The sequence below is a fragment of the Microbacterium ureisolvens genome (assembly GCF_015278315.1).
Lineage (GTDB): Bacteria > Actinomycetota > Actinomycetes > Actinomycetales > Microbacteriaceae > Microbacterium > Microbacterium ureisolvens.
The window spans coordinates 1-26,782 of sequence record NZ_JADIJE010000019.1 but is presented as its reverse complement, the minus strand read 5'-3'; the positions used below and the strand labels follow the sequence as shown (position 1 = coordinate 26,782).

Genomic DNA, 26,782 nt, shown 5'->3' with positions numbered 1-26,782 from the left:
ACGCCCGATGTCGGTCCGTCGCGCTAGCGTCGAAGGGTGGACTCGGGGAGCGGAGACGGCGCGGCCGTCCAGCCGGATGCGTCGCAGCGGGCGGTGCTGGCACTGCCCGCCGATGCGTCGGGCGTGGTCGTCGGAGCGCCGGGCACGGGCAAGACCGCGACCCTGGTCGCGCGCGTCGCGGCGCTCGTCGCCGACGGCGTCGATCCCGACAGCGTGCTCGTCCTCACGCCGTCCCGTCAGACGGCGACCGCCTTGCGGGACCGGCTGGGTCTCGCGGTGAAGGTGGCCACGGCGGGGCCGCTGGCACGCTCGGTCGCCTCCTATGCCTTCCAGATCGTGCGGGCACACGCCGTCGCGGAGGATGCCGACCCGCCGCAGCTGCTCACGGGCGGCGACGAGGATCAGATCATCCGCGACCTCCTCGACGGCGACGAGGAGGACGAGGTGGCCGGCGCAGAGCGCTGGCCGGAGTGGCTCGGTCCGACGATCCGCGGCACCGCCGGCTTCCGCACCGAGGTGCGCACCTTCCTGGCCGAGTGCACGACCCTCGGCATCGAGCCGGCACGCCTCCGCCGTCTCGGCGAGCAGCATGAGCTCCCGGCGTGGGTCGCGCTGTCGTCGTTCTTCGCCGAGTACCTGCAGGTGCGCGACGGCATGCGCGGAGCTCACCGCGACGCCGCGGGGCTGGTGCGCGAGGCCGTCGGACTGCTGCGCACCGCACCGGCCGGCAGCCCCGCGGTCGACCGCGTGCGCATCGTGCTCGTCGACGACGCGCAGGAGCTCACCCTGGGCGGGATCGAGATGCTCGAGGCGGCGCGCGCACGTGGCGCCGCCGTCCTGGCGTTCGGCGACCCCGACGTCGGCTCGGGCTCGTTCCGCGGAGCGACGCCCGAGAATTTCGCCCGGCTCGCCGCGTCGCTGGGCACGGTCCATGTCCTCGCGGGCGGGCATCGCGGCACGCCGTGGCAGCGGGAGCTGGTGGGGCGCGTCACGCAGCGCATCGGCGCGGTCGGCGTCGTGGCGCACCGCGGCGCTGGAACGGCGGCCGAGCCCGACGAGTCGGTCCGCGTGCTCACGCTGCGCTCGCCGGCCGAGGAGTACGACGCGATCGCGCGGCTGCTGCGTGAGCGGCACGTCCACGACGGCGTGCGCTGGAGCGCGTGCGCCGTGATCGCGCACGACACTCGGCAGGTGGCGGCGCTGGAAGCCGAGCTGTCGGCGCGCGAGGTCCCGGCGCGATCGAGCGGGCCCGGCCGCGCCCTGGGCGCGGTACGACCGGTGGCCGATCTGCTGCGACTGATCGAGCTGGCCTCCCGCGACGACTGGACGTTCGAGGATGTGTCGGCGGCCCTGGTCGGGACGTACGGACGCCTGGATGTCATCGAGCTGCGCCGGCTGCGCTCTGCGCTGCGCCATGCCGAGCTGCGTCGCGTCTTCGCGCTCGCCGACGCCGACGGCGGCAGTGACGGTGCCGCTCTCGCCGACGAGGCGGCGGCGGTCGCCGAGCGGTCGGGGCGCGACCTGGTGCTGTCGGCGATGCGGCAGCCGCTGGAGTTCGATCTGCTCGACACGCGAGAGGCGCGGCGGGCTGCATCGCTGGCCCGCACGCTCGAGGTGCTGCGCGAGGATCTCTCGCGGGGTGCGACGGCACACGAACTGCTGTGGACGGCCTGGGACCGCAGCGGCCTCCAGCGCGCGTGGGGCGAGCTGGCGAAGGGCAATGGCCCGCTCGCCGAGCAGGCCCACCGCGATCTGGACGCGCTGGTCGCGCTCTTCCAGGCCGCCAAGCGGTTCGTCGAGCGCTCGCTCGACGCCGATCCGCGGGTGTTCGTGCGCTCGATCCTCGACAGCGGGGTCGCCGAGGACCGGCTGGAGGCTCCGACGCGCGACGACAGCGTCAGGATCATGACGCCCGCGGGTGCGCTGGGGCTCGAGTTCGACACTGTCGTCGTTGCCGGCATGCAGGACGCCGTCTGGCCCAACACACGCCTGCGCGGCAGCCTGCTCGACACGTGGCGGCTGGCGGACGCCGCGACCCGCGCCGAAGGCGAGACCACCGGCGCGTTCGACCGCCGCCGCGCGGCGATGCACGACGAGCTGAGGCTGCTCGCGCGGGCCCTGTCGCGCGCGACCGCCCAGGTGATCGTGACGGCGGTCGACGACGACGACACCGGCCCCAGCGTCTTCTTCGAGCTGCTGCCCGACCCCGAGTCCTTCGACCTCGACCATCCCGTCTCGCTGCGCGGGCTCGTCGCCCGCCACCGCCGCACCCTCACCGCGCTGGCGCCGCAGACTCTCGCGGCGGCGGGGTCGCGCATCGTGCCGGCCCCGGGAACGGTGCCGGCGGCCGCGGCCCGCGCCGCCCAGCAGCTCGCTCTCCTGGCGGACGCCGGAGTGCCGGGTGCCGTGCCGCGCGACTGGTACGGGGTGACGGGTCCGACCTCGACCGGGCCCCTGCGCGACCTCGCGCGCGAGGATGTGCGCGTGTCGCCGTCGCGGCTGCACGCGCTCGAGGAATGCGAGCTCAACTGGGTGATCGCAGATCTTGGCGGCGATCCGGGCGGGACGACAGCGGGCCTCGGGACGATCATCCACGCCGCGCTCGAGCACGCGGCCGGTCACGACGAGGCGGCGCTGTGGGCGGAGGTCGAATCGCGCTGGGGCGAGCTGACCTTCGAAGCCGCGTGGCGCGATCGCGCGGAGCAGACCCGCGCCCGCGACCTGGTGCGCCGGCTGCACCTGTACCTGCGGCGCTTCGACGACGCCGGAGGCACGCTGATCGGCGCGGAGCCGCATTTCGAGGTCGTGATCCCGCTCGACGCGGGCGACCTCGTCGACGCTCGCGCGGAGACGGCAGAAGCGGTGTCCGACGATCCCCGCGAACACCGCGTGATCCTGTCGGGGTACATCGACCGCGTCGAGCTGACCCCCGAGGGGAAGGTCGTCATCATGGACCTCAAGACCGGCAAGCGGGAGCCGCAGACTGACGCCAAGGTGCTCGACAACCCGCAGCTGGGCGCCTACCAGCTCGCCTTCGAATCGGGGGCGATCGCCGCGGCGAACGGTCACACGCCCGGCGGCGCCAAACTGCTCGTGCTGCGCCCGACGGCGACCAAGTCCGACTACGTGACGCCTTGGCAGCCGCCGTTCGACGACGAGCGGCGCGACGCGTTCCTCGGTCGCATCCGCGCGGCCGTCGGCGTGATGCGGGGGACGACCTTCACCGCGCCGTACGAGGAGCACTGCCGAGACGAGCACGCGTACGGGCTGTGCCGGATCCACACCGTCGGTGCGGTGAGCGCCTCGTGACGGTCGTGCAAGGGCTGGGCGCCGAGCCCGGAACGCCCGACGACCTGGTCTCCTCGGTGGCCCCGCTGCCGGCGCGGGTGATCGCCGCGGCGCTGGGTCAGTTCCCGCCCACCGAGGAGCAGACGGCGGTCATCGAGGCACCGCTCGCGCCCGCTCTCGTCGTCGCCGGCGCCGGCAGCGGCAAGACCGAGACGATGGCCGCGCGCGTGGTGTGGCTCGTGGCCAACGGCATCGTGCGGCGCGACGAGGTGCTCGGCCTGACGTTCACCAGGAAGGCCGCCGGCGAGCTCGCGGAGCGCATCCAGAAGCGACTCGGTCGCCTGGCGGAGTTCGAGCGGCGCGGGCTGCTCCCTGCGCTACCCGAACTCGCGGCGCACGGGCGCCTCGAGGTCTTCGGCGAACTCGAACGTTCGGGGGGCGACGGCGCCCGTGCCACGGCGGAGCGCCATCGCCTCCTCGACGAGCTCGCACGGTCCGTCGAGGCGACCCCGCAGGACGGTGCGGACGACGCTCTGCTCCACCGCCCGACGGTCGCGACGTACAACAGCTTCGCCGACCAGATCGTGCGCGAGCACGCAGTGCGCATCGGGCGGGACGCCGAGGCGGCCGTGCTGTCGGAATCCGCGGCGTGGCTGCTCATGCGCCGCGTCGTCTTCGGCTCGGACGACCCGCGGCTGGAGGTGCGCGGCGAGGCGGTGCGCTCGATCGTCGATGCCGCACTGCGCATCGCGCGCGACGGGGTCGACAACCTCGTCGACTTCGACGCGCTCGCTGCCTTCCCCGAGCGATTCCGCACCGTCTGCGAGCTGCCGTCCACCAACCGCCGCACCACCGTCTACGCCGAGGTCGCCGACGCCGTCGAGCGCGTGGACGCCCTGGCGCTGCTGGCAGACCTCGCCCGCGAGTACGCCGCCGAGAAGCTCCGGCTCGGCGTGATCGACTTCTCCGACCAGGTGGCGGGCGCGCTCCAGGTGGTCGCCGGGCATCGCGCCGTGGCCGACGAGCTGCGCGGCCGCTATCGGGTGGTGCTGCTCGACGAGTACCAGGACACGTCGGTGGTCCAGACCGATCTCCTCGCGACGCTGTTCGCCGGCACCGGCGTGATGGCGGTGGGCGACCCCCATCAGGCGATCTACGGCTGGCGCGGCGCGAGCGCCGGCAACCTGGGCGGATTCCCCGCGGCGTTCTCGCCGGACGCGGCGTGCGCGCAGTACGCGCTGCTCACCAGCTGGCGCAACAGCGCGTCGGTGCTGACGGCGGCCAACGCCGTGCTGGCACCTCTCGCGGCGTCGGCGGCGGTCGCGGTGCAGGAGCTGCGCCCTCGCCCGGGTGCTCCCGCGGGCGTCGTCGAGCTCGGGTTCGACGCCGACCTCGACACCGAGGCAGACCGCGTCGCCGAGTGGTTCGCGCGCGTGCGCGCGCAGCGCGCGGGGGAGGGCCGGTCGACGACCGGTGCGATCCTGTTCCGCAGCAAGAAGCACATGGTGCGCTTCGGCGATGCGCTCGGGCGCCGCGGCATCCCGCACCGCATCCTCGGCCTCGGCGGGCTGCTGTCCACGCCCGAAGTGGTCGACGTGGTCTCGGCGCTGCGGGTCATCAGCGACCCCTCCGCCGGATCGGCGCTCATCCGTCTGCTCGCCGGGCCGCGCTGGGGGATCGGCCTACCCGACCTCCGCGAGCTCGCCGCGCTGGCACGCCGCCTCGCGCGGCACGACACAGCCCTGCAGTCTCTGGCGCCCGAGGTGGTCGAGCGCATCCGCGGGAGCGCAGGCGACGACGACGGCTCGCTCGTCGACGCCCTCGACTTCGTGCTGCGCCAGAAGCCCGACCACGGCTGGCTTGCCGGATCCACCGTCGAGGCACGCGAACGGCTGCGGGAGGCGGCATCCGTCTTCGCGGGGCTCCGGCAGGCGAGCGGGATGCCGATCCCCGAGCTCGTGCGGCTCATCGAGCTCGAGCTGCGCCTGGACATCGAGCTCGCCGCGAACGAGTCGCGCGGACCCGCACGCATCGCCTCGGCTCAGCTGCGCGCCTTCGTCGACGAGGTGCATGCGTTCCTCGCGGCGGACGAGGCGGGGTCGCTGTCGAGCCTGCTGGCTTGGCTCGAACACGCCGAGCAGCTCGACGAGTTCGCGCCGCGCACCGAGCCGCCCGAGGACGACGTGGTGCAGCTCCTGACGATCCACGGTTCGAAGGGCCTCGAGTGGGACGCCGTCGCCGTCGTGCGCCTCGTGAAGGACGAGCTCCCCAGCGCGCCCCGCGACACCAAGGCATGGCTCGGATTCGGCGTGCTGCCCTACTCCTTCCGCGGCGACTCCGCATGGCTCCCGGCGCTCGCGTGGCAGTCGGCGCAGACCCAGCAAGACCTGAAGTCGGCGATCGACGCGTTCGTGGAGGCCAACCGCGCGCGTCAGCTCGAGGAGGACCGCAGACTCGCCTATGTGGCGGTGACCCGCGCGCGCGAGCACCTCCTGCTCACCGGGGCGACCTGGTCGGGCACCAAGCGACCGCGCACGCGCAGCGTGTTCTACGGCGAGATCGCCGAGGCGCTCGGCGTGGAACCGGCCGATGAGGTTCTGGTGGACGACCCCTATCAGGGGGAGCGGCGGGTGCTGCAATGGCCGATCGACCCGCTCGGCAGCCGGCGCGAGGCCGTCGTCAGCGCGGCCGCGGCGGTCGACGACGCGCTGGCCGCACCCCGCGCCGCACTCGAGGCGCAGGCGGCGCTGCTCCTGGCCGAGCGGGACGCCCGTCGCGCACGACCGGCGCACACCGCGCCGACGCGCATCGCCGCTTCGCGTTACAAGGAGTACGTCGCCGACCTCGAGGGCACGCTCGCCGACATCGCCCGGCCGATGCCCGAGCGGCCGTTCCGGCAGACGCGACTGGGGACGCTGTTCCACGCATGGGTGGAGCAGCGCTCCGGCAGGGCGGGTCTCGGCGGCTCGCTGGACGACGCCCTCTGGGAGGCCGACGAAGAGGTGCTCGGCACGGAATCGTCGGTCGAGGACGCCGCAGCGCTCGCCGACCTGCGGTCTCGCTTCCTCGCGTCCGAGTGGGCCTCTCTGCAGCCGATCGAGGTCGAGACCGAGATCGACTTCACGACCACCGGCCCGGATGGGCTCGAGCACATCGTCATCTGCAAGCTCGATGCCGTGTACCGGCGCGAGGACCGCGGCGGGCGCATCGAGATCGTGGACTGGAAGACGGGTGTCGCGCCGCGCACGGCTGCCGAGAAGGGCGAGCGGATGCTGCAGCTCGAGCTCTACCGGCAGGCCTACCACGCGAAGCACGGCATCCCGCTCGGCGAGATCGACGTCGCGCTCTACTACGTGGCGGAGGATGTGATCCTGCGCGGCTGAACCGCGGCGTCAGGCCTGAGCGGCCCGGTCTGCCCGAAGCAGCCGGCTCAGTCAGCGAGCCAACGCCGCAGCGCAGCCTCGGAGGCGCGCTCGGCCTCGGTTGCGGCATCCGTCGCGCCGTCGACGTCACTCCGGCCCGCGACCGGCCGCGCCGCCCGGCCCACCGGAAGAGTGATGGGCGCGGTCGAGACGTCGTCTGCCGGGTACGCGTCGCCGGCCGGCACGCTCGCCGGCTCCGGCACGACCGGATCCGACGGGGACCGGAGCTGCGAGTTGTCGTCGGCGACGGTCTCGGGCGTGTCGAAGATCGTCGAGCCGGGCGGCGTCGCGCGATCGCCGTCGGGGCCGTCGTCCTCCTCCCGCACCCACTGTGCGAGCTCGTCGGGGTCGTAGGCGTCGGTGTGCATCGAGGTGTCGATCGTGGGCGCGGCGGCTCCCGGCACCCGGTCGAGCAGCGCGATCGCGTCGTCGACGTCGAGCGCGGCATCCGTCACGATCTCGTCCCCGGCGACGCCCGCCGCGAGTGACTCCAGCAGTTCGACGGCGTCGGTGACGATGTCTTCGCGATCGACGTCGTGGCCGTGCACCAGCCACTTCGCGAACTCGAGCTCGGCATACAGGCGCGAACGCTCGCGGGCGCGCGCGTCAGGGGCACGGCCGCTCCCGGCCACGTACGCGGCGTAGACGTCGTCGGCCGCGTCGGGCGCCGACGCCAGCCACTGCAGGTCTGTCGCGGGGTCGCCGACGGACAGCCCGTGCCACTCCAGGAGGCCGGTGACCGTGGGCACGCCGTCGAGGTCTTCGAACAGGAACGACGCCGCGCCGGCACCGCCCAGCACGACGGCGGACTCGAAGCGCCACAGCTCGTCGGCGTCGACCGCACGGTGCCAGCGGTGCGCGAGAGTCATCGGGAGCCGGCGCGTCGCGACGGCCCGGTCGATCAGGCGGCTGACGTCGGCGCGCACCTGCTGCGGGGTGCGTGCGGGCAGGCCCTCGGCCTTCACGATCGAATGCGGCAGCGCGTGCACGGCGGCCAGGGCGGCACCGAGAGAGGTGGCGGCGCCGCGCCCGGGAGGCAGGTGTGCGGCATCGACCCGGTAGCCGGGCAGGAAGTCGACGACGACGACGCGCGTGTCCCCGAGGCCGGCCTCGCCGAGCAGATCGGGCGCGCGGAAGGGCAGCAGCCCGCGGACGCCGGGCGTCAGCGCGCGCAGCGCCCGCACCTCGGCGGCGAGCTCGGGACCGGACGACGGATCGGCGGGGACGCGCACGACGACGCGACGGCCGTCGTCCAGCTCGGCGACGGCGGCGTCGTATCGGCCTGTCGCCCCCTCGGTGAGAGCGCCGACGCCGACGACCCCGACCCGCGGCAGAGCCGACGTGACCGACGCGGCTAGAGTGAGGGGTGAGCGTGCCATGTGCCCAGGGTAGGTCGGTCGCGCCCGTCCGTCCCCGCGCCACGCCCGGCCCTGAACGACGAAGCGGAGCATGTTCGATGACGGCGCCCGACAGCACGAGCCTTCCTCCGCTGGCGCGTCCCGGTCTCGACCGGGCGGCCGAGGAGCGGGTCACGCCGGACCTCGTCGAGACGTTGAAGACGGATGCCGCCACCCGCGTCCTCGTCATCTCCGGCGACTCGGCACCGCTCATCGCACCGGATCAGCTGGCGTGGCGAGCGCCGGCGGAGGTGCCCGACGGAGGCGAGTGGGCCTTCCTCGGACGCGACGACGACGGCGTCGCGCTCCTGACAGCCGTCTTCCCGGCGCAGGAGGAGGAGCTCTTCCAGGCACCGGCGGGATGGGCGGGCCTGCGCACCGCCGGCGCGCTGCTGTCGGCGGCGGAAGCGGGTGCGTTCGTCGAGGCGCTGAGCCTCGGGCGGTGGCTGCTCGACGCGCCCTACTGCCCGGCCTGCGGCACCCTCACGATCCTGGGCGATGCCGGCTGGTCGCGGCGCTGCCCGAACTGCGGTCGACAGCACTTCCCCCGGACCGACCCCGCCGTGATCGTCGCCATCACCAGCGCCGATGACCCGGATCTGCTGCTCCTGGGTTCCAACGCCCTGTGGGGAGCCGACCGCTTCTCGTGCTTCGCCGGCTTCGTGGAAGCGGGGGAGTCGCTCGAGGCGGCGGTGCGCCGTGAGGTCGCCGAGGAGTCGGGCATCGAGGTGGGCCGTGTGACGTACCGCGGCTCGCAGGCGTGGCCGTACCCCCGCTCACTCATGGTCGGGTTCCTCGCCGAGGCCGGCGACGACGCAGCCGCGCGTGCCGACGGCGAGGAGATCGCGGCGGTCAGATGGTTCACCCGCGACGAGGTGGGCCGCGCGCTCGGGGGAGAGGGCGAGGTCGTCCTCCCCGGACGCGCCTCCATCGCGCATCGTCTCATCGCCGACTGGCACGCGGGGCTCGCATGAGTGCCGCTGCCCTCTCCGGGCTCGACGAGCGGCAGCTCGAGGCGGCGACCGCGCTGCGCGGACCGGTCGTGGTGCTCGCCGGCGCCGGCACGGGCAAGACCCGCGTCATCACCCACCGCATCGCCCACGGCGTGGACACCGGCGCGTACTCGCCGGGGCGCGTGATGGCGGTCACCTTCACGACGAAGGCCGCCGGTGAGATGCGGGGGCGCCTGCGGGCGATGGGAGTCGGCGGTGTGTCGGCGCGCACGTTCCACGCCGCGGCGCTCGCTCAGCTCAACTTCTTCTGGCCGACGCTCGCGGGCGACAGCGCACCCGGCATCGTCGACAACAAGGTTCGGCTGCTCGCCCACGCGGCCGACGGCATCGGGCTCGCCCCCGACGTCGCGACGCTGCGCGATGTGGCCGCCGAGATCGAATGGCGCAAGGTCTCGATGCTGGGCGTCGACGAGTACGCCGCGTCCCGGCCGCAGGGCGTCGGGCGGCTCGGCGTCGATCGCGTCGTGGCGCTGCAGCGCGCCTACGAGAAGCTCAAGGATGAACGGCGGCAGCTGGACTTCGAAGACGTCCTGCTCGCGTGCGCGGGCATGCTCGAGGCCGAGCCGCAGGTCGCCAAGGCGGTACGCGAGCAGTACCGGCATTTCACGGTCGACGAGTTCCAGGACGTCTCGCCCCTTCAGAACCGCCTGCTCGAGCTGTGGCTCGGCGATCGCCGGGACCTGTGCGTGGTGGGCGACGCGAGCCAGACGATCTACTCCTTCGCCGGCGCCGACGCGCGCTACCTGCTGGACTTCGGGACGCGTTACGAAGGCGCGCGTGTCGTCCGCCTCGAGACCAACTACCGATCGGATGCCCCGATCCTGGCGGTCGCCAACGAGCTCATGCGCGGGCGGCCCGGCGCCCTGCACCTCACAGCCGCCGGCCGCGACGGGGCCGGCGGCGAAGGGCCGGTGCCGACCGTGACCGCGTTCGAGGACGACCGCGCCGAGGCGCGTGCCGTCGCGACGCGGATCTCCGCGCAGATCGCCGGTGGCGCGGACCCGCGTCACATCGCCGTGCTGTACCGCGCGCACGCCCAGTCTGCCGAGCTCGTGGCGGCGCTCGCCGATGCCGGCATCGCCACGACCGTGCTGGGCGGCCGCCGGTTCTTCGACATGCCCGAAGTGCGCCAGGCGGTCATGGAGCTGCGCGCCGCCTCGGTCGCGCCGATCGAGAGCGGGTTCGTCGACACCGTCCGCGACATCCTGCGCTCGCGCGGGCTCACCGACGAGCCGCCCGAGGCCGGCGGCGCCCTGCGCGACGCCTGGGAGGCGCGGGCCGCGATCCTGCGACTCGCGCAGGAGGCGCCGGAGGGCACGACGCTGCGCGCATTCACCGACGAGCTCACCGCGCGGGCCAAGGCGCACGACGAGCCGGCGATGCGCACGGTCACCCTCGCGACGCTGCACGCGGCCAAGGGCCTGGAGTGGGAGCACGTGCACCTCGTCGGAGTGGCGGAAGGGCTTCTGCCCATCTCGTACGCGACCACGTTCGAGCAGGTGGACGAGGAGCGGCGCCTGGCCTACGTCGGCATCACGCGAGCCGGGCGAACGCTGGCGCTGACGTGGTCTCGAGGGGTACGGGAGCGGCAGCCGTCGCGGTTCCTGCGAGAGATCGGCAGCGGCACTCTGCGTGCGGGCGGTGCGATCGCACGTTCCGGTGCAGCGAGCCGGCGCGCAGGGTCACCGACCTCGTCCGCGGCTGCGAGGGGCGGCGCTCGCGCTCCGCGATGAGCCGACCTGCCACCAGTCCCGCCTCCCACATCACCGACTCCTCGCTCTCGAGCGGGCGGCCGAGCAGCTGCGCCGCCACAACCGGCCACGAGGGATCGCGATCGCGGCGATCGGCCGCGACGCAGGCCAGGCACGCGGTGCGACCCGGTTGGACGAAGGGGCCGATCTCGGCGCCGGCTCCGGTGAGCGTCACGGGCACGTGCGCCAGGTCGGCACTCATGAGGCCGGCGGCGGCGCTCGGAGCGACCACCCGGTGCACGACGAACACCACGGTGGCGTCGGGATTCTGGGCATCCAGCGGGTCGTAGCGGTGCACCACGTCGACGTCGAAGCCGGAGGCGGCGAGGCCGGCACCGACGGCGTCGCGATGCGCGTCGGGGACGTCCGTGGCGCAGCGCAGGGCCACACGGCTGCGGGCCGCGGCATCCGTCGTCATCGCCCGCCGGATCCGCGAGCGGAAGCGGGCAGCCGCAGCGGCGTCGGGAGCGCCCAGCGCCTGGGCGAAGGCGACGAACGCCGCGTCGGGCACACCGCGCTCCAATTCCCGGAGCACCCGCAGCTGCCACGCCGCAGGGTCCCTGAGCACCGCCACCGCCTCGGAGCCGAACTGGAGCACCGTATCGGTCCGCCACACCGGCGGGAATGAGGGGTCGAGTCGCAGCATGGCCCGATCCTTGCGCAGTGACCGGGGTCCGCGGCCGGTATCCACAGGCCGCGCGGGCCATCGAGACGCCGTCAGGAGCTGTGGAGGAACCGGCGAATCCGTCGGCGCTCGCCGCCGATCAGACCGGGCGGTGATCCTCCGGAGAACCGGTCTCGCCGTCCTCAGCATTTCCGTCGGATCCGGGGTCGGATGAGTCCGCGCCGCCGTCCTCGCCGGCCTCTCCACCGTCGTTGTCGCTGCGGGCCTCGTCGCCATCGCCCGGACCCGCTGAACCGGCATCCGCATCGCCGCCCGTCGGCGTCTCACCCGCGAGCAGGCGCGCCAGTGCGTCGTCCATCTCGTCCCGCGCGGGCTCCTCGCCGCGTGCGCGTGCCTCCAGGCGTGCGACGAGAGCCGCGGGGTCGTCGATGTCGGCAGCCCCCGGCATGAGGTCGGGGTAGTCCCACAGCGCGTCGCGGGCAGCCGGGCCCACGGCATCCGTCACCGCACGCCACATCGCCGCAGCCTCGCGCATACGACGCGGACGGATCTCGAGGCCGACGAGCGAGCCGAGCGCGCGCTCGGCAGGACCGCCGACCGCGCGGCGGCGCCGCACCGCCTCTGCGATCCGCCCTGCCGAGGGGAGCCGGGAGGTGGCGTCCTCGGTGACCACCTCGACCCAGCCCTCGACCGTGGCGAGAAGGTTCTCGAGGCGGGCGAGCGCTGCGTCCTGTGCCTCGGAGCGAGCCGGGAGCAGCGCGCCGCTCTCGATCGCGCGGCGAAGCTCTTCGGGCTCCGACGGGTCGAAGCGCGACGCGAGGTCCTCGAGGGCGTCGGTGTCGACGTGCACGCCGCGCGCGAAGTCGGTCACCTGCGAGATCACGTGCAGTCGCAGCCACCGCGCGTGGCGGAACAGGCGCGCATGGGCGAGCTCGCGCGCGGCGACGTACAGGGCGAGCTGGTCCTCGGGCACCTCGAGGTCGCGCCCGAAGTCGGCGAAGTTCTGGGGGAGGATCGCGGCCTCGCCGTCGGGCATGAGCGGAATGCCGACGTCGCCGCCGCTGACGACCTCCTTCGAGAGGCTGCCGACGACCTGCCCGAGCTGCGACGCGAACAGCGACCCGCCCACCGTGCGCATGAGGCGCCCGGCGCCCTGCACCAGTCCCTGCATGTCTTCGGGTGCCTGCTCGCTGAGCGCGGCGGTGAGGGCGTCGGAGATGCTCGTGGCCACCGGCGTGGCCAGCTCCTGCCAGACCGGCAGGGTCGCCTCGACCCAGCCGCCGCGCGTGATCGTCTTCGGCGGAGAGGGGAGCTCCGAGATGGTCGTGGCCTCACTCAGCCACAGCGTCGCGAGCGCGAACGCCTGATCCAGATCGGTGCGCTGGCCGGCGGTGACGCCCAGTCCCTCCTGGTTGGCGATGTGCAGCGCCTGACGCTCGGCCATGTCCCACGAGATGCCGCTCTCGCCGGCGCCCTCGAAGGCGCCCTGCAGCTGCCGCATCACGGCCTGCATCATCGCCGGGTCGATGTTCATCCCCGACAGCCGAGAGAGCTGCTCGGGATCGAAGTCGCCCGCCGCGCCCCCGAACAGCTGGCGGATGAGCTCCTGGAAGTCGTCCTCCGGGCTCGGCCCGTTGCCGGTGTTGTCGTCGTCTGCCACTTCAGCCGCCTTTCAGCCGGTCGATGAGCTTGCGCTCTACGCTAGTCGCAGCATCCATCGCACTCCCCGGCAGGGACCCCGAACGCCTTACGCCGGTCGCGAACGACCAGGCACCCGACGACAAGGCACGGAAGAGAGGTCCCGCGTGGCCCTGTTCGACGAGAACACGACGATCCAGCCCGCCCCGAGGCCGCGGATGTCCCGCCGTACCGTCGCCGGCGTCTGGGCGCTCGCCGTGGCCATGGTGGTGCTCCTGGTCATCACCTTCCTGCCGACGTCGTACGTCGTCCAGCGTCCGGGTCCCGTGTACAACACGCTCGGCAGCGCCGAGAACGCCGACGGCGAGGAAGTGCCCCTCATCTCCGTCGAGGGTGCCGAGACGTATCCCACCGACGGCTCCCTGGACCTCTTGACGGTTCAGGTGCAGGGCAATCGCGAGCACACGCCGTCCTGGTTCGAGCTCGCGATGGCGTGGTTCGACCCGACGCGGGCCGTCCTGCCCATCGACGCGGTCTTCCCCGAGGACCAGTCGACCGAGGAGCGCAACCAGCAGAGCGCGCAGATGATGGTGGACTCGCAGCACGAGGCGACCGCCGCCGCCCTCACCGAGCTGGGCTACGACGTGGGCGGGCAGCTGTCGGTGCACTCCGTGGTCGAAGGCGCCGCCGCCGAGGGCATCCTCGAGCAGGGCGACCTCATCCTCGAGGCGAACGGCCAGGCGGTCGCCGACGTCACGACCCTCCGCTCGGTGATCAACGAGACCGACGGCGCTCCGGTCGAGCTCGTCATCGAGCGCGGGGGAGAAGAGCAGACCGTCGAGGTGACGCCGAAGGAGACGACCGACGACGACGGGACGACCTCCTGGATCCTCGGGGTGAACCTCATCACGGACTACGAGTTCCCGATCGACGTGACGATCCAGCTGAACAACGTGGGCGGACCGAGCGCGGGCATGATGTTCGCGCTGGGGATCATCGACACCCTGACCCCGGGTGAGCTCAACGGCGGCCAGCAGGTCGCGGGCACCGGCACGATCACCGCGGACGGCGAGGTCGGGCCGATCGGCGGCATCCGTCAGAAGATGTGGGGAGCGCTGGATGCCGGGGCCACCTGGTTCCTCGCGCCGCAGGACAACTGCGACGAGGTGATCGGGCACATCCCCGGCGACCTGCGGGTGTTCGCCGTCGAGGACCTCGACGACGCGCTGGCGGTGCTCGACGCGGTGCGCGAGGACGGCGACCTCGACGCCCTTCCGACCTGCACGCGCAGCTGACACCCGTCCGTGCCCGAAACGTTGCATGTTTCGGAGAGTTCGCCCAGGGAGGACAAGGCGGGTGCCGAGAATCCGCCGCCTAGGATGGGACGGTGACCACGACCTCGTCGCCGACTCCGGCCACACCCTCCCGCACCCGACGCGTCATCGCCATCACCCTCGCGGTCATCGCCGCGCTCGTGGTGGCGTTCTTCGTGTTCGCCAGCCTCTATGCCGATTGGCTCTGGTACGACCAGCTCGGCTTCTCGGAGGTGCTGCTGACCCAGTGGGTGGCGCGGGTCGTGATGTTCGTGATCGGGTTCCTGGGCATGGCGGTGCCGGTGTGGCTGTCCATCCAGCTCGCGTACCGCCTGCGCCCGGTGTACGCGCGGCTGAGCTCGCAGCTGGACCGCTACCAGGAGGTCGTCGAGCCCCTGCGGCGTCTCGCGATGTGGGGCATCCCCATCTTCTTCGGCTTCTTCGCCGGCTTCGCCGCGTCGGCCCAGTGGGAGACCACGTGGCTGTGGTTCAACGGCGTGGCCACCGACACGACCGACCCGGAGTTCGGTCTCGACACCGGCTTCTACATGTTCGCGATGCCGTTCTGGAGCGCGCTCGTCGGCTTCGCCTCGGCGGTGCTGCTGATCTGCCTGCTGGTCACCGCCCTCGTCTCGTACCTCTACGGCTCGGTCCGCATCGGGCAGCGCGAGCTGCGCATCTCGAAGTCGGCACGCATCCAGCTCGCGGTCATCGCGGGCCTCTACCTGCTCGTGCAGGGTGCCAGCCTCTGGCTTGACCGCTACAAGACGCTCGTCGAGCCCGGCGACCGCATCACCGGTCCCGGCTACACCGGCGTCAACGCCATCATCCCGGGCCAGACGATCCTGGCGTTCGCCGCGGTCATCGTCGCCATCCTGTTCTTCGTCACCGCGGTCATCGGCCGCTGGCGGTACCCGCTCATCGCCACCGCGCTGCTTGTCGTCTCAGCGATCGTCGTCGGCGTGGGCTACCCCTGGGTCGTGAACACCTTCCAGGTGCAGCCGAACCGCTTCGCGCTCGAGCAGGACTACTACCAGCGCAACGTCGACATGACCCATGAGGCATACGGCGTCGACGGACTCGAGAAGCAGGACTTCACCGCCGTGACGGACGTCGAGGCCGGCCAGCTCCGCGAGGATGCCGCGACCACCGCGCAGGTGCGCATCATGGACCCGGCGATCATCTCGCCGAACGTGCGCCAGCTCGAGCAGTACCGCGGCTACTACCAGTTCGCCGACCCGCTCGATGTCGACCGGTACGAGATCGACGGCGTCTCGCAGGACACCGTGGTCTCGGTGCGCGAGCTCGATCTCGACGAGCTCGGCGCCGCCGCGGACTGGCAGAACTCGGCGGTCGTCTACACGCACGGCTACGGCATGGTCGCGGCCAAGGGCAACGACCGCACGGGCGAGGGCGACCCCGTGTTCCTCGAGCGCGGCATCCCGGCGGCAGGCTTCCTCTCCGACCAGGAGGACTTCCAGCCGCGCGTGTACTTCGGCGAGTACTCGCCGCCGTACTCGATCGTGGGTGCCCCGGAGGGCGCCGAGCCGGTCGAGCTCGACTACCCGCAGGGTGAGGACGGCGCCTCCGAGACCAAGACCACGTTCGACGGCGAGGGCGGCCCGAGCGTCGGCAACGTGTTCAACCGCCTGATCTACGCGCTGAAGTTCCAGGCCGAGCAGATCCTGTTCTCGGACTACGTGAACGAGGACTCTCAGATCCTCTACGACCGCGATCCTCGCCAGCGCGTGCAGAAGGTCGCGCCGTACCTCACGCTCGACAACGACCCGTACCCGAGCGTCGTCGACGGCCGCATCGTCTGGATCGTGGACGGCTACACGCTGAGCGCGAACTACCCGTACTCCTCGACGGTGAGCCTCACCTCGGCGATCTCGGACTCGTCGAACCCGGCTCCGCGGTTCGCGCTGGATGACATCAACTACATCCGCAACTCGGTCAAGGCAACGGTCGACGCGTACGACGGCTCGGTCACGCTCTACGCCTGGGACGAGGAGGACCCGCTCCTCGAGGCGTGGCAGAAGGTGTACCCCACCACCGTCGAGCCGATCAGCGAGATGTCCGGCGAGCTCATGAGCCACGTGCGCTACCCGACCGACCTGTTCAAGGTGCAGCGCACGGTCCTCGGCGTGTACCACGTCGACGACGCGCGCTCGTTCTACCAGAGCGACAACCGCTGGCAGACGCCGAACGACCCGCAGGTCGATCAGCAGCTGCAGCCGCCCTATTACCTGACGATGCAGATGCCCGGGCAGGAGGCGCCGACGTATTCGATGTTCACGTCGTTCATCCCGTCGTCGACCACCGGCAACGCCCGCAACGTGCTGATGGGCTACCTCGCGGTGGACTCGAATGCCGGCAACGAGGCGGGAGTGAAGGCGGATGACTTCGGCAAGCTGCGGATGCTGGTGATCGACTCCGACACCACCGTCGCGGGTCCTGGTCAGGTGCAGAACACGTTCGACGCCGAGCCGAGCGTCTCGTCGTTCGTCAACATCCTGCAACAGGGGCAGTCCGAGGTGCTCAACGGCAACCTGCTGACGCTTCCGGTCGGCGGCGGCCTGCTGTACGTGCAACCGGTGTTCGTGCAGTCCTCGGGTGGCACGAAGCTGCCCAAGCTCCAGAAGGTGCTGGTGGCGTTCGGAGACGAGGTCGCGTTCGAGGACACGCTCAACGAGGCGCTCGACGTGATCTTCGGCGGCGACTCGGGTGCCGACGCCGGTGACACCGACGTCGAGCCCACCCCCGGCGCCACGCCTGAGCCGACGCCCGAGCCGACGGAACCCACCGAGCCGACGGAGCCCACCGAGCCCCCGGCCGACGAGTACCAGGCGGCGCTGCAGGAGGCCCAGCAGGCCATGCTGGACCGCCAGACGGCGCTCGAAGCGGGTGACTGGGCCGCGTACGGCGAGGCCGACGAACGGCTCACCGCCGCGGTCGAGAAGCTCATCGAGCTGGGCGAGCAGTAAGCCGAGAACGACCGAGGGGCCGTCCGGAAGGACGGCCCCTCGGTCGTCTGTGCCGACGCTCTGCCGCCGTCGCCGACCAGCGGCGAGGACCCTTCGGCGCTCTCGGCTGAAGACCGCCAGCGCCTCAGGCGGTGAGGAACGCGTACCAGATCAGCAGCAGCGTCACGACGAACCCCGACAGCTGATTGATCCACAGGAAGCGGCTCCAGCCCGCCGTCGCCGCGGACGCGTCGGCATCGGCGATCGAGCGGTACGGCCACACCGCGATGATGTACGGCACGGCCAGCACCGCCGCCAGCGGTCCTGGCCAGGTCGTCGCCAGCATGGCGAGACCCGCGGCGGCATAGCAGGCCAGCGCGAAGCGCACGGTCCACCGCGCGCCGCGAGCCGTGGCGATCGAGGCGATGCCGGCCTCGCGGTCGGCCACCACGTCCTGCACGGCGCCGAACGCGTGCGATGCCACGCCCCACAGCGCGAACGCCACGATGATGGCGACGAGCGGCAGGGTCCATGTCGCCGCGGCGAGGACCAGTCCGTAGACGGCGGGGGAGAAGAAGTGGATGCTGCTCGTCACGGAATCGAGGAACGGCCGCTCCTTCAGCCGCAGCGGGGGTGCGCTGTAGAACACGACGAAGAACAGGCTCGCCCCGAGCACCAGCAATGACAGCGGCGAACCGACGATCACGAGATAGACCACGAAGGGGAGGCAGAGTAACCCCGACGCCCAGAGCGTGGCCCGATGCAGCCGCCGGTCGAGCACGGCGCCGTGGGCCCCGCCCTTGCGGGGATTGCGGAGGTCGGACTCGTAGTCGAACACGTCGTTGATGCCGTACATCGCCAGGTTGTACGGCACCAGGAAGAACAGCGTCCCCACGATGAGCGTCGCGTCGATCTCGCGCGTCGTCATGAGGTATGCCGCCGCGAACGGGTACGCGGTGTTGATCCAGCTCACCGGTCGCGACGAGATGAACAGCTGCCGCAGGACCGCGCCGGCGCGCAGCGGGGGCGCGGCGGTCACGACCGGGCCTCCGTCGGCCTCGCCGCGGGATGACGAGCCGTCAGCGTGTACACGGCCGGCACGAGGAACGCCGCGCAGACCGGGTACGCGAAGTCCTCGAGCGGCGCGAGCCCGATCCGCAGCCCCGAGATGAGGTCTTCGGGGTAGGTGAACAGGCCGGCCGCGATCATGAGGTTGTCGAACACCGCGGTGAGGACGACGAGGACGCCGGCCGCGATGGCGGAGGCGGCCATCCGGCGGCCGAAGCCGTCGCGCTTCACGGTCAGCAGCACGACGACCGCGGTCACGGCGACGAACGGCAGCACGATGAGCGGATACGTCATCGGCCCGCCTCCGAACGCAGGGCTGCGGCATCCGTCTTCCGGCGATCGATCACGCGGACCGCACCCGCCCACGCGACGAGCGCGAGGTAGCACAGGAACGCCAGGAACACCGGCTCCTCGAGGGGGAGATGCGGCGCCAGGTCGATTCCCAGCAGAAGCGGGCTGTCGCCCTTGACGAAGACGCCGGTCGCGATGCCGACGGCGTCCCAGACCAGGAAGAACGCGGTGCCGGCCCCGACGGCGAGCGCGGTGCGGCCGGGCGCCTGCCAGGCCGCCAGGTGCCAGCGTCGATCGAGCAGCAGGACGCCGGCGGCGGAGACGAGGATCGCTGCGAGGTAGATGCCGGGCACCCTCATACCCTCGCAGGTTCGGCGAGGGGACCGGGCGACCTGTCGCCGCGCAGGCGCTTGACGACCAGCTCGGCCGAGATGAGGCACATCGGCAGGCCGATGCCGGGAAGGGTCGACGCGCCGACGTACGAGAGCCCCTCGACCTTCCGCGACGCATTGCGAGGACGGAACACCGCGCTCTGCCCGAGCGTGTGGGCGAGTCCGAGCGCGTTGCCCCGCCAGGCGCCGAGGTCGTCCTCGAAGTCGCCGGGCGCGACGGTGCGCCGCACCACGATGCGGCTCGCGAGGTCGGGGATCCCGCACCATTCGGAGATCTGCGCGATCACGCGGTCCGCCGCGGCTTCGATGGCAGGATCGCCCTCGCCGCCGATGCCGCCGTGCCCGAGCGCGGGGTCGGCGGGCACCGGGACGAGGACGAAGAGGTTCTCGTGCTCGGGCGGCGCCACGCCGGGGTCGGTGGCGCTCGGACGGCAGACGTACAGCGAGGCCGGTTCGGGGATCCTCGGACGGCGGCCGAAGATGTCGTCGAAGTTGGTGCGCCAGTCCTCGGTGAACAGCAGCGTGTGGTGCGCGAGCTGGGGCAGCGGTCCTTCGACCCCCAGCATCACCAGCAGGGCGCCGGGGCTCGGGGTGCGCGAGCGCCACCAGTCCTCGGGATACGTCTGCTGCGCGCGGGGCAGCAGCCGGGTCTCGGTGTGGTGCAGATCGGCGCCCGACACGACGAGGTCCGCCGCGACCCGCCGCCCGTCGGCGAGCTCGATGCCCGTCGCACGTCCGCCGGCGGTCGTGATCGACGTCACCCGCGCGCCGGTCTCGATCGAGACGCCGGATGCCTCGGCCAGGCGCGCGACCGCGCGGATCACCTCCGTGAAGCCACCGCGCGGGTAGAGCACGCGGTCGCCGAGGTCGAGGTGGCTCATCAGGTGGTACAGACTCGGCACGCCGTAGGGCGAGCCGCCGAGGAAGACCGCGGGGTACGCGAGGATCTGCCGCAGGCGCGGGTCCGTGAAGCGGCTGTCGACATGCCGTGCGAGGCTGCGGGTGAGCAGAGGCGCCAGGCGCGGCATCCGCTTCAGCAGTGCCGGGTCGCGCAGCCCCGCCGTCGTCTCGTACGTGTCGTAGAGGAAGCGCGACACCGCCAGGTCGTACGCGTCCGCCGCCGAGTCCAGGTACGCCTCCAGGCGCGCGCCGGCACCGGGCTCGACGCTCTCGAAGAGCGCGGTCGCCGCCTCGCGACCCGACCGGACGTCGAGCGGCTGCAGGCCGGTCGAGGGGTCGGAGTAGACGCGATACGCGGGGTCGAGCGGCACGAGGTCCAGCTCCGCGTCGGCGGTCGTTCCGAGCAGGCGGAAGAAGTGGTCGAACACCTCGGGCATGAGGTACCAGCTCGGCCCGGTGTCGAAGCGGAAGCCGTCCTGCTCCCACGAGCCCGCGCGGCCGCCGAGCTCGGTGCGCGCCTCGAAGACGGCCGTGTCCCATCCCTCGGCCGCCAGGAGAGCGGCCGCGGCGAGGCCGCCGATGCCGCCGCCGACGACGACCGCCCGCTGAGCCCTGTCGCCGCTCATGCGCGGACCTCGCGCGGCGCGAAGCCGAGCATCGCGCGCGCCGCGAGCCGTGCCTTGACCGCGTCCGGCACGCGCACCCGCGCGTCGCCGTGGTCGGCACGCAGCCGGGTCGCCAGTTCGGCGAACAGGTCGTGCGCCGCGGTCACCGCGCGGCGGCAGTCCGGAGGCAGCGCCGGGATGGCGCGCGCCGCCGCGGCGAGGTCCGCGTCGATCCGGTCGAGCACCGCGGCGCGCTGATCGCCGGGCTGCGACAGGCCCAGGTAGTCGCGGCCGAGCACCTGGCCGTCATGGTTGAGGTCGCGCAGGAAGTTGACGTCCTGGAAGGCCGCACCCAGGCGCCGGGCGCCCTCCACCAGGTCGGGTGCCGGTGCGACCGGGCGCGGCGCGCCCGCGTTGACGAACACCTGGAGGCACATGAGGCCCACGACCTCGGCCGAGCCGTACACGTAGGCGTCGTGCGAGGCCGCGTCATGGCTGCTGGTGGTCAGATCCGTGCGCATGGAGGCGAAGAAGGGCGCCACGAGATCCTCGCCGATCCCGCACTCGCGGGCAGTGCGGGCGAAGGCGTGCACCACGAGGTTCGCGCTGAATCCCCGCGAGATCGCTGCCATCACCTCGTGCTCGAGCTTGTCGAGCACCTCGCTCGTCGCGAGGGGCGAGAGGCCAGCCTCCTCGGCCGGTCCGTCGACGACCTCGTCGGCCACCCTGACGAGCGCGTACACGTTGCGCACGTGCGGGCGCGGCCGGGGCCCGAGCAGGCGGCAGGCGAGCCCGAAAGAGGTCGAGTAGTGAGCGATCACGGTGGCGGCGGCGTCGTCGGCAGCCCTGTCGTAGAGGCTCAGACCGGTGGCTTCGCCCCGGTGCGTCGTCTTCACGGGATACGTCCTTCGATGCGGTCGGCGAGCGTGCGCAGCAGCGCCCCCGCGCGTTCGGGGAGAGCGGGATCGTGCGACGAGGTCCGCACCGCGTCGAGCGTCTCGGCGATCAGCGTGACGAGGCGATCCTTCGCGCCGCTGGATTCGAGCAGCTGCTGCGCCTCGCGCACGGCCACGGGACCGGTGCGGGCGAGTGCGAGCGCCTCGTCGACGCGCGGGGCGCGCTCGGACTCGCGGGCGAGCGCCACCAGCGGGGTGCGCTTGTTCTCGCGCAGGTCCGGCCCGCTGTCGCGGCCGGTCTGCTCGGTGGTGCCGAAGGCGCCGATCAGATCGTCGACGAGCTGGAACGCGAGGCCGAGCCGGCCACCGGCGTCGCCGAGCACGCGAAGTGCGTCGGTGCCGGCGCCGCCGAGCAGCGCACCGGCCTGCAGCGGTGCCCGGAACGAGTAGACCGCCGTCTTGTTGAAGGCGGTGTCGAGCGTCGCTCCGCGGCTGGGGAACCGCGAGGCGACGCTGTTCTCGACGTCCGCCAGCTCTCCCGCCGCCGATACCAGGACGGCATCGTCGAACAGCGTGAGGAGCCGGTCGCGTGTGGCGGCGTCGGTGTGCGCCATGGCTACCAGCCGGAACGCCTCATGGAGCAGGATGTCGCCGGCGAGGATCGCGGCGGCGTCGCCCACGAGAGCCGCGCCGTCCGCATCGGCGCCGCCGTCCCGGGCGCGGTCGCGGAACTCCCCGCCGATGTTGGGCACACCCCGGCGCATCGTGTCGTGATCGATGACGTCGTCATGCACCACGAACGCGGTGTGGAGCAGCTCGAAGGCCGCAGCCACCGAAAGCACCGCGGACGCGTTGGTCTCGTCGTGGCGGAACGCGTCGAAGGATGCCGTCACCAGCGCCGGCCGGAACCGCTTGCCGCCGTGCGCGGCCCGCGTGATGGCGTCGCCGAGGGCGCCGAAGCCGGGACCGAGCTCCGAGGCGCGCTCGCGGATCCTCGCCAGCGCGCCGTCGATCGCGATGGCGAGGTCGGGATGCTCGGCAGCCGGGATCATGATGCCCTTCGGCGGCGCGACGCGGTCTCGAACAGGTGCAGCTGCTGCGCCTGCAGGACCAGCCACGGGCTGAACGCCCACGGCGTCGCCTCGAGCGATGTCGCCAGCGCCTCAGGCTCGACCCAGCGGGAGTCGACGACCTCGAGGGGATTCATCACCGGCTCGTCGTCGGTGTACGCGAGATAGACCGGGCACACCTCGTGCTCGACGATCCCGTTGGCGTCGGTCGCCCGGTAGCGGAACAGGGGGAGTGCGACGCGGACGTCCTGGAGCGTCAGGCCGAGCTCGAAGTCCGCGTGTCGGCGCACCGCTGTCATGACCGGCTCGGCTGGCCGCGGGTGACCGCAGAACGAGTTGGTCCACACGCCGGGCCACGTGCGCTTGGAGAGGGCGCGACGGGTGATGAGCACCTGTCCCTCGCTGTTGAGGACGTGGCACGAGAAGGCCAGGTGGAGGGCGGTGTCGGGGCCGTGCACGCTCGACTTCGGCGCGGTGCCGATGGCACGCCCGTCGTCATCGAGCAGTACCACATGGTCGGTGTCGGTCATCCGGTCGCTCCTTTCGATCGCTAGTTAAACTAGCGATATCCCTTGTGCGATGCTACAACGGGTCGGAGGTAACTTCCATGATGGCCGAACGTTGGGTTCCGCAGACGGATCATGAGCACGCGGTGATGCGCGTGCTCACGTCGATCCGTGCCGTCAGCGACGCCATGGAGCGCATGCACAGCGGCATGAAGGGCGACATGGACATGAACGCCAGCGACGTCGCTGCGCTGCGCATGCTGATCGTCCGCGAGCGGCAGGACCGGTCCGTCAGCCCCCGCGACATAGCCAGGCACCTGCGGATCTCGACGGCCTCGACCACCAAGCTGCTCGATCGTCTCTCGGACTCGGGGCACGTCGAGCGCCGCCCGCATCCCACCGACCGCCGCGGTCTCGTCGTCGTGCTCACCGACTCGGCGCGGCAGACGTTCTTCCGCGTCTTCGGCGGTCATCTGCGCGCGATGCGCGAGGTCGCGATGCAGTACGACGAGGACGAGCTCGCCGTGATCGCGCGCTTCCTGGATGACCTCAGCGGCGCGATGGACCCGCCCGGATAGACGCGACGGATGCCGCGGCCGCAGGTCTGCGGATCCGCCGCCGTTCCGGTGCCGGGATGCAGAAGAGGGCGTCCCATCGGGACGCCCTCTTCTGTTTTTTCTGTTGCGGGGACAGGATTTGAACCTGCGACCTCTGGGTTATGAGCCCAGCGAGCTACCGAGCTGCTCCACCCCGCGGCACAAGAAGTAAGCCTAGCACGGGTTTTGAGTGGTCGTGACACACGGGCGGGTTCGCTTGCTGTGCGCGCGGCGTGCGCGCCAGGATGAAGCATGCCCGCGGATCGCGACAACGACCCTCACGACGATCGAGTGGACGGCCGCGACGAGACTCCCGAAGAGCGCGCCGACCGCAACTGGAGCGAGGTGCTGCAGGAGCTGCGCGTGCTCCAGACCGGCACCCAGATCCTCACCGGCTTCCTCCTGGCGCTGGCGTTCCAGCCGGCGTTCTCCGATCTGTCCGACGCCCAGCGCGCGGTCTACCTCGGGCTCGTCGTGCTCTCGGCTCTCAGCTCGATCGTGGCTCTGGCCCCGGTGGCGCTGCATCGCGTGCTGTTCCAGCAGCGCGCCAAGCCCGCGGTGGTCCGCTACGGCCACGTCGGACTGGTCACGTCTCTCCTGCTCGTCTCGGTGCTCCTCGTGGGCGTCGTGGCGTTCGTGTTCGACGTCGTCCTCGGCGGGTCGGCGTTCTGGTGGGCCCTCGTCCCGCTGGCCCTGCTCATCCTCGTGCTGTGGCTGATCGCGCCGGCGATCATCCGGGTACGCCTCCGCGCGGAAGGGAACCGCCGATGACCGACACTCTCCCCGTCGCGGTCGCTCAGTTCGCTCCGACCGCCGACACCAAGGCGAATCTCGAGACCATCGGACAGCTGACGGCGACGGCGGCTGCGCGCGGGGCGCGGGTGATCGTCTTCCCCGAGTACTCCAGCTACTTCGTCGACCCCTTCGACGACTCTCTGTCGGAGAACGCGCAGGATCTCGACGGGCCGTTCGTGAAGGCGCTTTCGAGGATCGCCGGCCGGCACGGGGTCGTGGTCGTCGCAGGGCTTCTCGAGCGTGCGACCGACGAGCAGCGGGTGCGCAACACGGCCGTCGCCGTCGACGAGACAGGACTGATCGGGCACTACCGCAAGCTGCACCTCTACGACGCCTTCGGTCAGCGCGAGTCCGACTGGGTACAGCCCGGCGAGCCCGAGGAGCCTCGGATCTTCCAGGTCGGCGGCCTCCGGTTCGGGCTCATGACCTGCTACGACCTGCGCTTCCCGGAGGTCGGCCGTCTGCTCGTGGATGCGGGCGCCGACGTCTTCCTCGTTCCCGCCGAGTGGGTGCGCGGGCCCCTCAAGGAGCACCACTGGCGGACGCTCCTGCACGCGCGGGCCATCGAGAACACCGTGTTCGTGGCGGCGGCCGATCACCCGCCTCCGCTCGGGGTCGGAAACTCCCTCATCGTCGACGCCCAGGGCGTCGAGCTCGCGGCGGTCGGCACCTCGACGGACGTCGCGGTGGCTCACCTGGACGTGGGCGCGATCGAGCGCGTGCGCCGCGTCAACCCGTCCCTCTCGCTCCGCCGATTCACGGTCGGCCCGCGCTGAGCGGGGTCGTCAGCGCAGCGCGGTGAGGCGGGATGCCGCCGCCTCCAGCACCTCGACGCGCTTGCACGCGGCGAACCGCACCAGCGAGGCGAACTCGGCCCGCCGAGCCGGAGTCGCGAAAGCGGTGAGGGGGATGGCCACGACCCCTGCGCGCTCGGGGAGGGAACGGCAGAAGGCCGCGGCATCCGTCGCTCCGAGAGGGGCCGCGTCGGCCACCGTGAAATAGGAGCCGGCGGGCTCCGACACCTCGAAACCGGCTGCCCGGAGGCCGGCGCCCAGCAGGTCGCGCTTGGTCCGCAGCGTGTCGGCGATGCCGCGGAAGAAGTCGTCGCCCAGGCGCAGCCCCACCGCCATCGCCGGCTGGAACGGGCTGCCGTTGACGTACGTGAGGAACTGCTTGACGGCGAGCACCGCGTCGACGAGGGCCGAGGGACCAGAGATCCAGCCGATCTTCCAGCCGGTGGTCGAGAAGGTCTTGCCGCCCGACGAGATGGTCAGGGTCCGCTCGCGCGCGCCGGGAAGCGTCGCGATGGGCACGTGAGGGTCGCCGAACACCAGATGCTCGTACACCTCGTCGGTGACGATGACGGCGTCATGGCGCTCGGCGAGGCGCACGATCTCATCGCGCACGTCGGGCGAGAAGACGGCGCCCGTCGGGTTGTGCGGATCGTTGACCAGGATGACGCGGGTGCGATCGCTCACGGCCGCGCGCAGCTCATCGAGATCGGGCTGGAAGTCGGGCCACCGCAGCGGCACCGTCACGAGCCTGGCGCCCGCCAGGGCGGCCACGGCGGCGTACGAGTCGTAGTGGGGCTCGAACACCACGACCTCGTCGTCGGGATCGTCCAGCAGCGCGAGGAGCGCCGCGGCGAGCGCCTCGGTGGCGCCGGCTGTCACCAGCACCTCGCGGGCGGGATCGAGCGCGATGCCGTAGAACCGCTCCTGATGCTCAGCGACGGCGGCGAGGAGATCGGGGATGCCGCGGCCCGGCGGATACTGGTTCGCCCCGGCCGCGATGGCCGAACGGGCGGCCTCCAGCACCTCGGCCGGGCCGTCCTCATCGGGAAAGCCCTGCCCCAGGTTTATCGCACCGGTTCGCGCCGCCAGTGCGGACATCTCGGCGAAGATGGTGGGGTGGATCGACCCGTCGGAACCGACGAGTCCGGCACCCGCGGCAGTGCGGTGCCATGCTCCGGGGATCTGTCGCATCGCTTCACCGTATCGGGAGGCTCATCCTCGTTGCATAGGCGAGTCCCATTCCCGACATAAGAAACGCACAGCATCGGTGGGCACAGTGGTGAGTGCTTGGCAGAAGGAGCAACCATGAGCGACATCCAGGGCGACCGCCCGGAAGACCAGACCCCCGCCGTCCCCTCGCAGTCGGCCGCGGATGCCGCCGCGCAGACGCCCGCTCAGCCCGAGACCCCGGCCCCTGCCGCGGCCGCGCCTGAGGCCGCCGCGCCCGCGCAGCCCG

The 26,782-nt window shown here is 72.1% G+C and carries 19 protein-coding genes and 1 tRNA gene; 9 read left to right on the top strand and 11 right to left on the bottom strand.

Going from position 1 to position 26,782, the window contains the following annotated elements; genetic code table 11:
- The first annotated feature begins 36 nt into the window (after nucleotides 1-36).
- Together IM767_RS19585 and IM767_RS19580 are read left to right on the top strand one after the other, a co-directional pair.
- Nucleotides 37-3,309 carry an ATP-dependent helicase gene (locus tag IM767_RS19585; protein ID WP_109212055.1) on the top strand — a complete coding sequence of 1,091 codons (3,273 nt, stop codon included), beginning with the start codon at nucleotides 37-39 and terminating at the stop codon, nucleotides 3,307-3,309.
- A 5-nt stretch (nucleotides 3,310-3,314) separates the two neighbouring features.
- Nucleotides 3,315-6,671 (top strand): ATP-dependent helicase, encoded by a 3,357-nt coding sequence (locus IM767_RS19580; RefSeq protein ID WP_422613788.1) that lies wholly within the window; start codon nucleotides 3,315-3,317, stop codon nucleotides 6,669-6,671.
- Between the two features lie 47 nt (nucleotides 6,672-6,718).
- Here IM767_RS19580 and IM767_RS19575 read toward each other — a convergent pair whose 3' ends face one another.
- The gene (locus tag IM767_RS19575; protein ID WP_109212075.1) at nucleotides 6,719-8,089 is read right to left on the bottom strand and encodes a phosphotransferase; all 1,371 of its coding nucleotides are present in this window, start codon (nucleotides 8,087-8,089) and stop codon (nucleotides 6,719-6,721) included.
- Nucleotides 8,090-8,166: 77 nt separating this feature from the next.
- Between IM767_RS19575 and nudC the strand changes: the two genes are divergently transcribed.
- Together nudC and IM767_RS19565 are read left to right on the top strand one after the other, a co-directional pair.
- Entirely contained in the window at nucleotides 8,167-9,081 is a 915-nt protein-coding gene (nudC, locus tag IM767_RS19570) for an NAD(+) diphosphatase (protein ID WP_109212056.1), read from the top strand.
- Nucleotides 9,078-10,853 carry an ATP-dependent helicase gene (locus IM767_RS19565; protein WP_109212057.1) on the top strand — a complete coding sequence of 592 codons (1,776 nt, stop codon included), beginning with the start codon at nucleotides 9,078-9,080 and terminating at the stop codon, nucleotides 10,851-10,853. The genes nudC and IM767_RS19565 overlap by 4 nt, the downstream gene beginning before the upstream one ends.
- A gap of 782 nt (nucleotides 10,854-11,635) precedes the next feature.
- On the opposite strand, the gene IM767_RS19560 is transcribed toward IM767_RS19565, so the two are convergent.
- Nucleotides 11,636-13,156, bottom strand: a complete 1,521-nt coding sequence (locus IM767_RS19560) for a zinc-dependent metalloprotease (protein ID WP_109212059.1) — start codon at nucleotides 13,154-13,156, stop codon at nucleotides 11,636-11,638.
- 145 nt (nucleotides 13,157-13,301) lie between these two features.
- Here IM767_RS19560 and IM767_RS19555 point away from each other — a divergent pair, with 145 nt between their 5' ends.
- Together IM767_RS19555 and IM767_RS19550 are read left to right on the top strand one after the other, a co-directional pair.
- The gene (locus IM767_RS19555; protein WP_109212060.1) at nucleotides 13,302-14,429 is read left to right on the top strand and encodes a YlbL family protein; all 1,128 of its coding nucleotides are present in this window, start codon (nucleotides 13,302-13,304) and stop codon (nucleotides 14,427-14,429) included.
- Between the two features lie 92 nt (nucleotides 14,430-14,521).
- Entirely contained in the window at nucleotides 14,522-17,434 is a 2,913-nt protein-coding gene (locus tag IM767_RS19550; protein ID WP_109212061.1) for a UPF0182 family membrane protein, read from the top strand.
- 124 nt (nucleotides 17,435-17,558) lie between these two features.
- Here IM767_RS19550 and IM767_RS19545 read toward each other — a convergent pair whose 3' ends face one another.
- The 7 genes from IM767_RS19545 to idi are packed head-to-tail and all read right to left on the bottom strand — an operon-like array spanning nucleotide 17,559 to nucleotide 23,165.
- Nucleotides 17,559-18,452, bottom strand: a complete 894-nt coding sequence (locus tag IM767_RS19545; RefSeq protein WP_194398956.1) for a prenyltransferase — start codon at nucleotides 18,450-18,452, stop codon at nucleotides 17,559-17,561.
- Nucleotides 18,449-18,775 (bottom strand): lycopene cyclase domain-containing protein, encoded by a 327-nt coding sequence (locus IM767_RS19540; RefSeq protein WP_109212062.1) that lies wholly within the window; start codon nucleotides 18,773-18,775, stop codon nucleotides 18,449-18,451. Before IM767_RS19540 ends, IM767_RS19545 begins: the two co-directional genes overlap by 4 nt.
- A complete protein-coding gene (locus IM767_RS19535; protein WP_109212063.1) occupies nucleotides 18,772-19,125 on the bottom strand; it encodes a lycopene cyclase domain-containing protein in 354 nt (117 codons plus the stop codon). The genes IM767_RS19540 and IM767_RS19535 overlap by 4 nt, the downstream gene beginning before the upstream one ends.
- Nucleotides 19,126-19,127: 2 nt before the next feature.
- Complete coding sequence (gene crtI / locus IM767_RS19530; RefSeq protein WP_109212064.1) at nucleotides 19,128-20,690, bottom strand: phytoene desaturase family protein; 1,563 nt, start codon at nucleotides 20,688-20,690, stop codon at nucleotides 19,128-19,130.
- Nucleotides 20,687-21,565, bottom strand: a complete 879-nt coding sequence (locus IM767_RS19525; RefSeq protein ID WP_162564402.1) for a phytoene/squalene synthase family protein — start codon at nucleotides 21,563-21,565, stop codon at nucleotides 20,687-20,689. The genes crtI and IM767_RS19525 overlap by 4 nt, the downstream gene beginning before the upstream one ends.
- Nucleotides 21,562-22,617 (bottom strand): polyprenyl synthetase family protein, encoded by a 1,056-nt coding sequence (locus IM767_RS19520; RefSeq protein WP_109212065.1) that lies wholly within the window; start codon nucleotides 22,615-22,617, stop codon nucleotides 21,562-21,564. The genes IM767_RS19525 and IM767_RS19520 overlap by 4 nt, the downstream gene beginning before the upstream one ends.
- Nucleotides 22,614-23,165 (bottom strand): isopentenyl-diphosphate Delta-isomerase, encoded by a 552-nt coding sequence (idi, locus tag IM767_RS19515; RefSeq protein ID WP_109212066.1) that lies wholly within the window; start codon nucleotides 23,163-23,165, stop codon nucleotides 22,614-22,616. Before idi ends, IM767_RS19520 begins: the two co-directional genes overlap by 4 nt.
- A 77-nt stretch (nucleotides 23,166-23,242) precedes the next feature.
- Between idi and IM767_RS19510 the strand changes: the two genes are divergently transcribed.
- Nucleotides 23,243-23,719 carry a MarR family winged helix-turn-helix transcriptional regulator gene (locus tag IM767_RS19510; protein ID WP_239453494.1) on the top strand — a complete coding sequence of 159 codons (477 nt, stop codon included), beginning with the start codon at nucleotides 23,243-23,245 and terminating at the stop codon, nucleotides 23,717-23,719.
- 103 nt (nucleotides 23,720-23,822) lie between these two features.
- Here the strand turns inward: IM767_RS19510 and IM767_RS19505 are convergent.
- Nucleotides 23,823-23,896: transfer RNA gene (locus IM767_RS19505), tRNA-Met, on the bottom strand.
- Nucleotides 23,897-23,989: 93 nt separating this feature from the next.
- Here IM767_RS19505 and IM767_RS19500 point away from each other — a divergent pair.
- Nucleotides 23,990-24,508, top strand: coding sequence for a DUF6328 family protein (locus tag IM767_RS19500; protein WP_109212067.1), 519 nt, complete (start codon nucleotides 23,990-23,992; stop codon nucleotides 24,506-24,508).
- Nucleotides 24,505-25,308: a carbon-nitrogen hydrolase family protein gene (locus IM767_RS19495; RefSeq protein ID WP_109212068.1), complete on the top strand. Its 804-nt coding sequence runs from the start codon at nucleotides 24,505-24,507 to the stop codon at nucleotides 25,306-25,308. Before IM767_RS19500 ends, IM767_RS19495 begins: the two co-directional genes overlap by 4 nt.
- Before the next feature lie 9 nt (nucleotides 25,309-25,317).
- Here the strand turns inward: IM767_RS19495 and IM767_RS19490 are convergent, their stop codons facing one another.
- Nucleotides 25,318-26,517: an aminotransferase class I/II-fold pyridoxal phosphate-dependent enzyme gene (locus IM767_RS19490; protein WP_109212069.1), complete on the bottom strand. Its 1,200-nt coding sequence runs from the start codon at nucleotides 26,515-26,517 to the stop codon at nucleotides 25,318-25,320.
- Nucleotides 26,518-26,782: the final 265 nt, after the last annotated feature.